This is a genomic window from Flavobacterium sp. ACN6 (assembly GCF_002304005.1).
In the GTDB taxonomy this organism is placed as follows: domain Bacteria; phylum Bacteroidota; class Bacteroidia; order Flavobacteriales; family Flavobacteriaceae; genus Flavobacterium.
In genome coordinates this window covers 50255-62801 of the sequence record NZ_MRCQ01000006.1, presented here as the reverse complement: position 1 = coordinate 62801, position 12547 = coordinate 50255, and the positions used below count along the sequence as shown (strand labels likewise).

9 protein-coding genes are annotated in these 12547 nt (G+C 33.4%); 5 read left to right on the top strand and 4 right to left on the bottom strand.

The genetic code is table 11. From position 1 onward, the window contains the following. Positions 1–208 precede the first annotated feature (208 nt). From BSF42_RS10680 to BSF42_RS10665, 4 genes are all read left to right on the top strand, one after another. The gene (locus BSF42_RS10680) at positions 209–2638 is read left to right on the top strand and encodes a TonB-dependent receptor (protein WP_095953084.1); all 2430 of its coding nucleotides are present in this window, start codon (positions 209–211) and stop codon (positions 2636–2638) included. A gap of 148 nt (positions 2639–2786) precedes the next feature. Then, positions 2787–3512: a DUF4198 domain-containing protein gene (locus BSF42_RS10675; RefSeq protein WP_095953083.1), complete on the top strand. Its 726-nt coding sequence runs from the start codon at positions 2787–2789 to the stop codon at positions 3510–3512. 131 nt (positions 3513–3643) lie between these two features. Next, complete coding sequence (locus tag BSF42_RS10670) at positions 3644–4960, top strand: APC family permease (RefSeq protein WP_095953082.1); 1317 nt, start codon at positions 3644–3646, stop codon at positions 4958–4960. A gap of 170 nt (positions 4961–5130) precedes the next feature. Continuing rightward, on the top strand, positions 5131–5376 hold the full coding sequence (locus BSF42_RS10665; protein WP_253251028.1) for a hypothetical protein: 246 nt from the start codon (positions 5131–5133) through the stop codon (positions 5374–5376). A 140-nt stretch (positions 5377–5516) separates the two neighbouring features. On the opposite strand, the gene BSF42_RS10660 is transcribed toward BSF42_RS10665, so the two are convergent. Then, positions 5517–8150 (bottom strand): valine--tRNA ligase, encoded by a 2634-nt coding sequence (locus BSF42_RS10660; RefSeq protein WP_095953080.1) that lies wholly within the window; start codon positions 8148–8150, stop codon positions 5517–5519. Positions 8151–8412: 262 nt separating this feature from the next. Here BSF42_RS10660 and BSF42_RS10655 point away from each other — a divergent pair, with 262 nt between their 5' ends. After that, positions 8413–8793: a DUF1573 domain-containing protein gene (locus tag BSF42_RS10655; protein ID WP_095953079.1), complete on the top strand. Its 381-nt coding sequence runs from the start codon at positions 8413–8415 to the stop codon at positions 8791–8793. Between the two features lie 113 nt (positions 8794–8906). Here BSF42_RS10655 and BSF42_RS10650 read toward each other — a convergent pair whose 3' ends face one another. The 3 genes from BSF42_RS10650 to BSF42_RS10640 form a co-directional block, all read right to left on the bottom strand. Further along, positions 8907–9389 (bottom strand): hypothetical protein, encoded by a 483-nt coding sequence (locus BSF42_RS10650; protein ID WP_095953078.1) that lies wholly within the window; start codon positions 9387–9389, stop codon positions 8907–8909. A gap of 71 nt (positions 9390–9460) precedes the next feature. Further along, a complete protein-coding gene (locus tag BSF42_RS10645) occupies positions 9461–11590 on the bottom strand; it encodes an OmpA family protein (RefSeq protein WP_172426673.1) in 2130 nt (709 codons plus the stop codon). A 10-nt stretch (positions 11591–11600) separates the two neighbouring features. Then, the gene (locus BSF42_RS10640) at positions 11601–12527 is read right to left on the bottom strand and encodes a type IX secretion system membrane protein PorP/SprF (RefSeq protein ID WP_095953076.1); all 927 of its coding nucleotides are present in this window, start codon (positions 12525–12527) and stop codon (positions 11601–11603) included. Between the last annotated feature and the right edge of the window lie 20 nt (positions 12528–12547).

The window sequence follows — 12547 nt, the reverse complement described above, 5'->3', positions numbered from 1 at the left end:
TCATTTTTCAGACTGCAAAATTAAGCCTTTTAAAACTTTATTTAACCACAACTCTTCCCTAGATTAGAAATAAAATCCAGATTTAACAATTTCATACCCAAATCATAAAAAATAAAAATTGTTAAAATAATAATAATTTCTACTTTTGCCTTGTTTTTACTTATTCTAAATAACAAAACTATTTAATTCAAAAAAAAAAGACATTACCATGAATTATTCAAAATCCGGCATCAAGCAGATTAGTACCACAATCTGTATGCTGTTCCTATTTAGCTGTACTATTTTTGCCCAGCAAAATTTAGGAAAAATTAAAGGCTTTATTACTACATCTGACGGCGAGTCTGCTGTTGGAGTTAATATCATTCTTAAAAATTCAAAATACGGCACAATCAGCAATGAAGAAGGTGCTTTTGAATTTAATCGAGTAAAACCAAATAACTACATCGTTCAAGTTTCCTTAACTGGTTACGAGACATTAGAACAAGAGGTAATTGTTACGGCAAATGAAACTGCCTCACTTAATTTACGATTAACGGTTTCTAATAAACAATTGCAAGAAGTTATTATAACGAATAACCGAGGAAAAGCTTTTCCTAAACAAAGTACATACGTTTCGAGAATGCCTCTTAAAAACGTTGAAAATCCACAAGTTTATAATATCGTTTCAGCTGAATTGATGAAAGAACAAGCGATTACCAATTATGAAGATGCTTTGAAAAATGTTCCCGGAATTCAGAAATTATGGGAATCTACAGGCCGAGGAGGTGACGGAGGTTCTTATTATTCCTTGCGTGGTTTTGAAGTTCAGGCGAATATTGTAAACGGTTTGCCCGGCGTTACAAGCGGCACATTGGATCCTGTAAATATTGAGCGAATTGAGGTTATTAAAGGCCCATCTGGAACTTTGTTTGGAAGCAGTTTGGTCAGCTACGGCGGACTTATTAATACGGTTACTAAAAAGCCTTACAGCGGTTTTGGCGGTGAGGTTTCTTATCTGGCCGGAAGCTTTGGTTTAAACAGAGTTACGGCAGATATCAATACACCATTGGACGATAATAATGATGTTCTTTTCAGAATCAATGCAGCATATCAAACTGAAAATAGTTTTCAGGATGCGGGATTCCGTACTTCAATTTTTGTGGCACCTTCCCTATCTTACAAAGTAAACGAAAAATTGTCTTTCTTGATTAATACTGAATTTATGTCGGAAGAAAAAACAACGCCTTCAATGTTGTTTTTAGGAAGAGATGCTCCGCTGCAATTCACCGATTTAGCCGATTTAAATTACAATACCGATTTGTCTTTTTACAGCAACGATCTCCCGATGAAAAATCCGAGATTCAATTTACAAGGACAAATGACTTATAAAATCTCTGAGCAATGGACATCGCAAACGGTTCTTTCTAGAACTTCATCTAAATCAAAAGGCTATTACTCTTATATTTATGATAATGAAGACGGAAACCGTGATTTTGCTTTATGGATCACAAAAGAAAATTCTCAAACCGCAACAACTGATATTCAGCAGAATTTTATTGGCGATTTTAAAATCGGAAATATGAGAAATCGTCTTGTTGTCGGCGTAGATTATTTTGACCGTAATCTTATGTTTGGAGGTTCTGGTTATGGCAAATTGTACAATGTTACCGCTCAAGGCGAAGTAAGACAACTGGATGATCAAAATCCGTACAATCTAACTCAAACTTCAGTAGATAAATTATTAGCAGGAGAACCTGGCCCAAATTACAATTCTAAAGATGCTACTTACAGTGCTTACGCATCAGATGTATTAAATATCACTCCTACTTTATTGGCAATGGCTAGTTTAAGAGTTGATTATTTTGATACAGAAGGAAACATCAAAACAGATACTGATAATTATACCCAAACAGCATTATCTCCAAAATTTGGAGTTGTTTACCAGCCAATTAAAGATCAATTGTCTGTATTTGCTAATTACATGAACGGTTTCAGAAATATTGCTCCATCAGCAATTTATGATACCGATGGAAATTTTGTTGGATCTCAAACTTTTGAACCAGAACATGCTAATCAATTAGAAGCTGGAATTAAAGCAGATTTGTTTTCAAATAAATTAACGGCAACAATAAGTTATTATGACATTAATGTCGCTAATTTAGTAACAAGCAACCCAATGTACAGCTCTCAGGGCGGTGAAGCAAACAGTAAAGGTTTTGAATTTGATTTGAATGCTGCACCAATAAAAGGTTTAAGTATTATCGCTGGATACAGTTATAATGAAAGCAAAATTACAAAAGGAGACGAAAATAACGTTTGGCTGGATCAAGGAAAAAGACCTTTTTGGGCTGGCCCTAAAAACTTAGTAAATCTTTGGGCAACTTATAAATTTGAAGAAGGCGCTTTAGAAAATTTCGGTCTTGGTTTTGGAGGAAATTATGCCAGCGACAATGCTATCTTGGACAGCAATGTTACCGGAAAATTTATTCTTCCTGAATATACTGTGATTAATGGTTCTGTTTTCTATAACACATCTAAATTTCGTGTGAGTTTAAATGTAAATAATATTACGAATAAAGATTATTTCAACGGAGGATGGTCAACCGTAAACCCGCAAAAACCTAGAAATGTTGCGGCAAGTTTTGCTTATAAATTCTAGATAACCTTTAAATCTCAAAAAAAGCCTCGATAACCATAAAATAATTAAATGGAATCGAGGTTTTTTTTTTTGAGATTTTATTTTTAATTATTCTAAATAAGAGCTATGTTTGTAAAAAATATCATCTAATAATTTTAAACTTGATCTTATGAAGTCAAATACTTTAAAAACAATAACTTTTTTATTCCTAATGCTTTTTGCTGCACCGCAAATTTTTGCTCACGCACTTTGGATCGAAACAAAAGCAACTGGAACAAAAGGAAAAGCTCAGGAAATCTCAGTTTACTTTGGAGAGTTCTCTGATAACGATATTACAAAAGCCGACAAATGGTTTTCTGATTTAAAAGATTTTACTTTAGTGGTAATTTCTCCATCAAAAAAAGAGACTACACTTACTTCAAAAGCTTTAGACAATAAATTTCAAGCTTTCTTTACACCAGATCAAGACGGAGTATATACTATCGTGATGCACCACAAAGTAAAAGATGTTTACGGAACTATGGTTTTAGACTATAACTCAAGCGCAACTGTGGTAGTTGGAAACAAAGCTTCTGGAAACTATGCAACAGCAAATAAAAACCAAATTGGTTTATTTTCTGAAAATGCAGATGTTGCTAAAAAGAATGAAAAAATAACTGGATTTGCTATCTACGACGGTGCATCTGCTAAGGAAACAAAAATCAAAGTAATTGCTCCAAACGGATGGGAAAAAGAATTATGGACAAACGATAAAGGAGAATTCTCTTTTACACCAATCTGGTCTGGAAACTACATGGTAGAATATGCTCATACTGAAAAAGCTTCAGGAGATCATAACGGAAAAAAATATGACGAAATCTGGAAAATGGCTACTTACCAAATTGCAGTAAAATAATTTAGAAAAATTCATTCTTATATTTAATTTCAATTTAAAAAACCTCGCTTAACGGCGAGGTTTTTTTGTGTTATGAAAGCTCTATTTTTTACTTACTTTTACATCCAAATTAATTCAAACAAATTCCACCAATGTCAGATTCCACCAAAAACCAATTAAAGAAAAGTCTAGGCCTAAGTTTTAATATTGCCGTATTAATTGGAGGAACAATCGGAGTTGGAATTTTAAGAACGCCTGGAACAATCGCAGAAATGCTTAATAATTACTGGCTCATAATTGCTTCATGGCTTTTTGGCGGTTTTTATGTTTTGCTCGGTGCTAATTCGTACGCAGAACTGGCTACAATGTTACCAAAAGCGGGAGGATCTTACAATTACATTAAAAGAGCTTTTGGCGAATACGCCGGCTTTCTTTCTGGCTGGTTTGATTATATTGTAAATGCTATTCCGCCTGCATTCTACTGCATCGTAATCAGCGAATATATTATTATTTTATTTCCATCTTTGGCTAATTATTCAACCGTAATGGCGATTTCGCTTTTAGCTGCCTTTGTTTTACTGCATTTAAGCGGCGTTAAAAACGGAAGTGCGATTCAGCAAATTACCAGTTTCCTAAAAGTGATTTGCTTCGTCTCTTTGGTTGTGGCGTGTTTTATGTATACTGGTGTTGAAGTTCCAGCAATTAAAACAGATAGCTCCGTTTTTCAAATTGGATTATTATTCGGATTTTTCAAGTCGTTACAATTAATAATCGGAACTTATAATGGCTGGAACAGCGTTTGCTTTTTTGCTGAAGAGAATGAAAATCCAAATAAAAATATCCCGAAATCTTTATACAGCGGTGTTCTATTAGTTGTAGCAATTTATGTTTTGGTAAATGCTGCTTTTTTTCATGTTTTACCAATCGAAACTTTAGCCAAATCAAATCTTGCCGCTGCAGATGTTGCTAAAATTATTTTTGGAAAAAATGGCGCTGTAATCGTTACGGCAATTTCGATTTTCTCTTTAATTAGTATTTTAAACGCTTTTATGATGATTCCGCCAAGAATTCTTTATGGACTAAGCCGTGACGGATTTTTTATCGAAAAAGGAACACAAATTAATAGAGGCGGTACACCAATTATAGCACTTTTAGTTTCCTCACTTTTCAGCTTGTTTTTGATTTGCATTGGTTCTTTTGAAATGCTGTTTACTTTCGCTGCCTTTATTTCCATTATCGTTTGGGGACTGGCCTATTTTGCACTTTTAAAACTAAGAACTTCAGAACCAGATTTACCAAGACCTTATCGTTGTTTTTGGTATCCGTGGACAACTATAATTGCTATAATAATGTCTATTGCTTTGTTATTGGGTTTTATTTACAGCGATCCCAAAAGTTTCCTAGTCATTTTAGGAATTACGGCAGTTTCTTATCCTTTGTTTTGGGTTTTGAGGAAGAGAAAATTATAATACAAAGATTACAAACCAACTCCGTATTTGATATTATAAATAACATATAATACTTTTGCATTTTATTATATGAATTACAACTTATCATTTCAGGAAAGAGCGAAGTTAAGCATGGAACAATTATCCAAGCAGCTGCCAGTTACCTTAAAAGAAGCCAAAGCTCAAGTTCAATGGCTGAAGGATTCAAGCATTTCAAAAAACAAGAAAAAGAGACTTTAGAACAATTTATTGATTTAAATAATCTTTGGATTTTAGATATTAACCTTGATAATTATACTAAGAATAATGATTATTACAATCCTGACTTAGGAATTATTCTTGAAGATCTTCACGACGAAAATGTATTAACCGAAAATGGTATACTTCAATTTATAGATACAGTTTTTTATATCAAAGATAATTTCTACGAAAATTAAAAATACAGCAATTTGTATTTATTAAACTTATTTAAAAACAAACCCGACAAGATTTTTGAATCTGTCGGGCTTTCTACCTTTATACCTAACAGGTTTTAAAAACCTGTTAGGATAATAATCTATTTTAATTTGATAATTTCCTACTTCAAACCAGCCAAACTCTGCTCAATTGTAGCGATTTTTGCTAAAGCATCGGCTTGTTTTTGTTTTTCTATGTTTAGGACTTTTTCTGGAGCTCCGTTTACGAATTTCTCGTTTGAAAGTTTTGCTTCTACAGATTTCAAGAATCCTTTAGTATAGTTTAATTCTTCTGTCAGTTTTGCAATTTCAGCTTCAACGTCGATATTTCCTATAATCGGAATGAAATATTCATTTGATTTTACACGGAAAGATAATGCGCCGTCAACTTTTTCAGAAACATATTCGAATGCAGAAACGTTTCCTAATTTCGTTACCACTGAATCAAAATATGTAGAAACATTTTCGCTGTTAATACCTTTTAATTCGATGCTGTCTTTAAAAGGAATATTTTTGTCTTTACGAATTGTTCTAATTCCAGAAATCACTTCAATTGAATTTTCAAAATCAGCAATTAATTTAGCATCAAATGATTTCAATTCTGGCCAAGTTGAAACTATTAAAGCTTCTTCTGGTGTTCTTTCTGCAATTAACTGCCAGATTTCTTCTGTCAAGAAAGGCATAAATGGGTGCAATAACTTCAAGTTGCTTTCTAACATTTCGATCGCTTTCGCGAAAGTCACGCTGTCAATTGGCTGTTGGTATGCTGGTTTGATCATTTCTAAGAACCAAGAACAGAAATCATCCCAAACCAATTTATAGATTGCCATTAATGAATCTGAAATTCTGTATTTCTCAAAATTATCTTCAATGTCAACTAAAGTCTGCTGTAGTTTAGCTTCGTACCATTCGATTGCCACTTTTGATGATTCTGGCTGTGCGATAGTTTCTGAAACTTCCCAGCCTTTAATCAATTTAAATGCATTCCAAATCTTATTTGTAAATGATTTTCCCTGAAGACATAATTCTTCATCAAACATAATATCGTTTCCTGCAGAAGCACTTAAAAGCAATCCTACACGAACTCCGTCTGCCCCGAATTTTTCGATCAAATCTAAAGGATCAGGAGAATTTCCTAATGATTTAGACATTTTGCGACGTTGCTTGTCACGAACTAAACCGGTTAAATACACATTTGTAAATGGTTTTTCGCCTGCATATTCGTAACCTGCAATAATCATTCTCGCAACCCAGAAAAATAAAATATCCGGACCTGTTACCAAGTCATTTGTTGGATAGTAATATTTAAAATCTTCACTTTCTGGATCCATTATTCCACCAAAAACTGACATTGGCCATAACCAAGAAGAAAACCAAGTATCCAGCGCATCAACATCTTGTTTTAAGTCAGATGTTGTAAGTGAGTTGTTAGATGTTTTTTCCTGAGCTAATTTTAGCGCCTCTTCGATGTTTTCTGCCACTACGAAATCTTCTTTTCCGTCTCCGTAATAGTAAGCTGGAATTTGTTGTCCCCACCATAATTGACGAGAGATATTCCAATCGCGAATATTGTTTAACCAATGCGCGTAAGTATTTTCGAAACGTTTTGGGTGTAATTTAATATCTCCATCAACTAAAACTGATTTAATTGCCGGTTTTACTAAATCTTCCATTTTTAAAAACCATTGGTCAGATAATCTTGGTTCGATTACCGCTTTGGTTCTTTCAGATGTTCCCACTTTATTCAAATGGATTTCGGTCTTCGCCAAAGCGCCGATCTCTTCCAATTCTTTTGCAATTTCAGTACGAACCACAAAACGATCTTTTCCCTGATAATGTAATCCGAAACTGTTTAATGTTGCATCTTCATTAAAAATATCAACGATTTCAAGATGGTGTTTTTCTCCAAGCGTTTTATCGTTCATATCGTGCGCAGGAGTTACTTTTAAACATCCTGTTCCGAATTCTACATCCACATATTCGTCTTCGATAATTGGAATTACACGACCACAAATAGGAACGATGGCACTTTTACCTTTTAAATGTGTAAAACGTTCATCATTCGGATTGATACAGATTGCAGTATCTCCAAAGATAGTCTCAGGACGTGTCGTAGCAATCGTCAAGAAATCTTCTGAACCTTCGATTTTATATTTTAAGAAAAATAGCTTTCCTTGTTGTTCTTCATAAATTACTTCTTCGTCAGATAAAGTGGTTTTGGCTTCTGGATCCCAGTTCACCATACGGTAACCTCTGTAGATTAATCCTTTGTTATACAAATCAACAAATGATTTAATTACAGATGCAGACATATCTGGATCCATTGTAAATTTGGTACGTTCCCAATCACATGAAGCACCTAATTTTTTAAGCTGTTCAAGGATTGTTCCTCCGTATTTATCTGTCCATTCCCAAGCGTGCTTTAAGAATTCTTCGCGTGTTAAATCGTTTTTATTGATTCCTTCCGCTTTCAATTTTGCTACAACTTTTGCTTCAGTAGCAATAGAGGCGTGATCCGTTCCCGGAACCCAGCAGGCATTGAAACCTTTAAGTCGCGCTCTACGAATTAAAACATCCTGAATAGTATTATTCAACATATGTCCCATGTGAAGGACTCCAGTGACGTTTGGCGGCGGAATTACAATTGTATAAGGTGTTCTATGATCTGGTTCTGAATGAAAATAATTGTTTTTCATCCAATACTCATACCATTTGTTCTCGATCGTCTTAGCGTCAAATTGTGCTGGAATTGTCATTTATTAGGTTGTTTATTCGTTTAACTGTTTAATCGTTTATTTGGTTAACTGTTTAATTGTTAATGGTCTTCCAACTATTTTTTAATCCTCATCCGATTAAACGAATTAACGATTAAACAATTAAACACCAAAATTGGTTCAATTTTTGTAATTATAACTGACAACAAAAGTAAATAATTAAGTACACTATAAAAAGAGAAATAATAATTTGTGTGTTAATTAAAAGAATGTATATTTACTTACAATTAAAAACTAATTTCATATGAAAAATGCAGCCTCTTTTATTGCAGTCTTATTGTTTAGCGCAGTAAGTTATGCACAAAATGGCCCAAAAATTGAATTTGCAGCCCCAGACAATACAATTGATTATGGAAAAATTTCTAAAAGTGATAATGGTTTACGCTCGTTTGAATTTACAAACACTGGAGACGCTCCATTATTAATCACAGGCGCAGAATCAACTGTTAGTTCTATAGTCGTAACAAAACCTGCATCTGCAATTATGCCGGGCAAAAAAGGAAAAATCGATGTAAAATACAATATGGCTTCTGGACCAATTCGTAAAACAATTACTGTTGAAACAAATGCAGTGAATTATCCTGACGGAAGAGTAGCCCTTAAAATTAAAGGTGAAGTTTTATAAAAAAAATAAAATCTAAAAATAGTAAAAGCCGTTTCTTTAATTAGAAACGGCTTTTTTTATGAGATCATTCTAAACTAAACCCGAGATGTTTTGAAACTCTCGGGTTTGTTGGACTATTTTTTCTCCGCACATTGTGCGCTGTCAAATTTATATTTTACATTTTCAAAATCAATTGGTATATCCTTAACCAAATAAGTAACTCCCATTGTTGTCTGCATGGTTCCGTTTCCTAGAATAAGTTTTTCTCCCTTTTTTAAAATTGCCAGCGGATTTTTGAACTTCGTCGCATTGCCTGGATTTATAAAAGTATAGTCTGCAAATAAAGTATCGCCGCGAAATTCACCTGTAATTTCACCTCTTTTTTCAGGTGCAGCAGCGGCTTTCATAACCAAATTCCCAGTTATTTTTCCATTTTTCAGCGTATTCAATTTCAAATCGACTGTATCTTTTTCATAAATTGCTCTGTAGCATTCAGTACCTACGATCTTTTCTCCCTCAGCTTTTGCGGTATCAAATTCTTTACGTTTTTCATCATTTTTACAACTTTGGAATCCGAGACAGATTACAAGAAGACAAGGCAAAACTAGATTTTTCATATTTTAATATTTCAGGGTTATTCTATAAAATTAAATAAAAAAGAAATCAATAGAAAGCGTTTTATAAAAATCTACAAATTCTTAATTACAAATTCTGATCTTCTGTTTAATTCGTGTTCTTCTTCCGAACAAGATTCGTCGGTTTTACATTTTATAATTGGAACCGATTCGCCGTAACCTTTCGCAGCAACTCTTTTCGCATCAATTCCAGATTGAATGATAAACTCCCTTGTGGAATTGGCTCTTTTTTGAGATAAATCTTCGTTGAATTTAGCATTTCCACGAGAATCTGTGTGCGATCCAATTTCGATTACCATTCCCGGATATTTCTTCATCAAATCGACTACTCTTCCTAAAACAACTTTGGATTCTTTACGAATGTACCACATATTGTAATCAAAATAAATAGGATCGGTTTTAATGATTAACCTGTCTTTATCTTTTACAACATCTTTTTCCTGTGCTAAAATTTCTTTTACTTTTTCTTGCTTTTTAACTTCGGCAGCAACAATTTCTTGCTCTTTGGCTTTCTTCTCTTTTTGTTTTAATTCAATCGCAGCAAGTTCAGCCTTTTTCTTATTTTCTTCTTCAATAATAATTTCCTGCTTTCTTTTATTTTCTGCAATCAGCTTTTCTTCCTGCTTGATCGCTTCTAAAGATTTTAAAGCTAAAGATACATCGTTTACGGCATCTCTGGTTTTATCCAAAATCAGCGTTTTCGATTCGTTTGTATATTTTTCCTTGAAAGCCGAAACTTTATACGAAGCTTCACAGGCAACTGTAAAACTAAATTTTCCATCTGCAGCGGTTGTAATCGTATTTAAGGTTTTGTTTTCTGAATCCTGTAAAATTACCATTGCATTTTCTAAAGCGAGTTTTGTATCAACATCTGTAATTATTCCCGCAATAAACTGTTTACAATCTTCTACAATTAAATCTTTGATTTCTTTGAATTGATAAATATCGTCACTTCCTTTTCCTCCATCTCTATTTGAAGCAAAAAAACCTTCTTTGGTATTAGAATCAATGTTAAAAGCAAAATCATCCAGATTTGAGTTTAAAGGCAATCCGATATTAACTGGTTTTGAATATTCATTTCCGTTAATATCAGACACAAAAACATCTAAAGATCCGTAACCTAAATGTCCATCAGAAGAGAAATACAGTTTATTATCTGCAGATGCAAATGGAAATTGTTCTCTTTTATCTGTATTGATTTCTGGACCAAGATTTTTTGGAGTATCAAATGCACCTTTATTAACGTTCACTGAATAAATATCAAATGAACCAAGCGAACCCGGCATATCAGACGCAAAATACAATACTTTTTCATCTGCACTTAAAGCTGGATGTTCTACAGAATAGTTTGGACTATTAAACGGAAGCGATGAAACATTTGTCCATTTTCCTTCTACTAATTCTGCTTTAAAGATTTGAAGATTAGAAATTTTCTTGTCATCTTTTTTCTTCTTTCCATTTTTGGAATTGTTTCTAGTGAAGTACATCGTCTTACCATCTTTTGTAAAAACAGCATTCGACTCGTGCATTCCTGTTTTTAATTCTTTGGCAAAATAATGAACAATAGAATCTCCCGAATTAATGTTTTTCAGCGGAATCGTAACTAAGTTTAAATAGGTTTCGTTGTCCCATTTGTATTTTTTATCAAACCAGCCCGGCTTTAATTTAACACCGGCAAAAACTAGATCTTCTTTGTATTTCACTGCACCAAATTCAGAATTTGGTGTATTAACTGCTAAATTTTTAATCTCAAAACGTTTTCCTATTGCAGTTACATTTTCTAATGTTTTAACCTCTTTTTCGAAATTAATAACATCATCTGTATTTGCTGATTTGGTATAATATTCTTTTAAAACAGCGTTAGCATCGTCATAACTATTTGTAGCTTTTAATGTCTGTGCATATCTGAAATAATAGGCTCTGTCTAAGTTATTGCTATAGTTTTTTACCAAAAGACGGTAATAGCGTTGTGCCTTAACTAAATCGTTTGTATAGAAATAAGAATCGGCTAAGTTTTTTATAACTTCTTGCGAAGGTTTTTCGTCAGCTAATTTTTGGTATAAAACAATGGCTTCGCTGTAATACGTTTTATCAAAAAATCGTTTTGCTCTTGCCAATTCCTGATCTTGGGCATTTATAAACTGTATTGAAAATACGAATATAATAACGAGTAATCTTTTCATATTTTTCATTTTAAAAGAATCTTGGTGATTTATCAAATCCTTTTCCTAATAAATCTAAATCAAACAACAACATAATTTCGTGCGTACCTGAATTAAACTGTCCAAAGTTTGTAAGCGTGTAATCATAGGAATAACCTACTCTTAGTGTCGGTGTAATATTGATATTAAACAACGCACTTACTGAATCATCAATTCTATATGCTGCACCAAATTCAAACTTTTCGTTGTACAACACATTTGCAGTGACATCGAATGTTATAGGGGCACCTTTGACAAATTTGGACATAAATGCCGGTTTTAATTTCAACATATCATTGAGCTGAAAAACATAACCTGCGGTTAAAAAAGTATGTATTTCCTCAGAACCAAAAGCATTAACACCTGATTTTTCTTCGATGTATTTCGATTTCAGCAAGTTTGGAACAGATAATCCAACATAAAGATTATCTCTAAAGTAATAAGCTCCAACTCCAATATTAGGTTTTGTAGCATTTATATTTTCAGAAAAAGCAAAATCAGTCTGAGGATCTGTAAAACGGAAACCGTTGAAGTTGCTCTGCATGGATGAAAATCCTGCTTTTAATCCTAGTGAAAGTTTATTTTGTCCGCCTAATTTTAAAACATAGGCAAAATCTGCATAAACATTATTTTCTTTTTTGGCGCCATCTCCAATATCATCTGATATAAATGATAGTCCCGCCTCTATTTTGTCTGTAATAGCGGTATGCCCGAAAAAGGTAAATGTTTTTGGAGCTCCAACTGCTCCTACCCATTGTGTTCTGTACAGGCCTCCAAAATTCATCATCGCCGGAACGCCAGTCGCATAGGCTGGATTTACGACACTCATATTGTACATATAATGTGTATATTCTGGATCCTGCTGTGCAGAAGCTGCTATATAAAAGAGGAAATTTATAAGGAGTATTATTTTTTTCATTTGAAAAATATATTAAAAAT

Excerpts from the sequence above, each read along its gene's own strand:
- BSF42_RS10645 (WP_172426673.1), bottom strand. The coding sequence starts at position 11,590 with ATGAAAAGATTACTCGTTATTATATTCGTATTTTCAATACAGTTTATA.
- BSF42_RS10655 (WP_095953079.1), top strand. The coding sequence starts at position 8,413 with ATGAAAAATGCAGCCTCTTTTATTGCAGTCTTATTGTTTAGCGCAGTA.
- BSF42_RS10670 (WP_095953082.1), top strand. The coding sequence starts at position 3,644 with ATGTCAGATTCCACCAAAAACCAATTAAAGAAAAGTCTAGGCCTAAGT.
- BSF42_RS10675 (WP_095953083.1), top strand. The coding sequence starts at position 2,787 with ATGAAGTCAAATACTTTAAAAACAATAACTTTTTTATTCCTAATGCTT.
- BSF42_RS10680 (WP_095953084.1), top strand. The coding sequence starts at position 209 with ATGAATTATTCAAAATCCGGCATCAAGCAGATTAGTACCACAATCTGT.
- BSF42_RS10660 (WP_095953080.1), bottom strand. The coding sequence starts at position 8,150 with ATGACAATTCCAGCACAATTTGACGCTAAGACGATCGAGAACAAATGG.
- BSF42_RS10665 (WP_253251028.1), top strand. The coding sequence starts at position 5,131 with ATGGCTGAAGGATTCAAGCATTTCAAAAAACAAGAAAAAGAGACTTTA.
- BSF42_RS10640 (WP_095953076.1), bottom strand. The coding sequence starts at position 12,527 with ATGAAAAAAATAATACTCCTTATAAATTTCCTCTTTTATATAGCAGCT.
- BSF42_RS10650 (WP_095953078.1), bottom strand. The coding sequence starts at position 9,389 with ATGAAAAATCTAGTTTTGCCTTGTCTTCTTGTAATCTGTCTCGGATTC.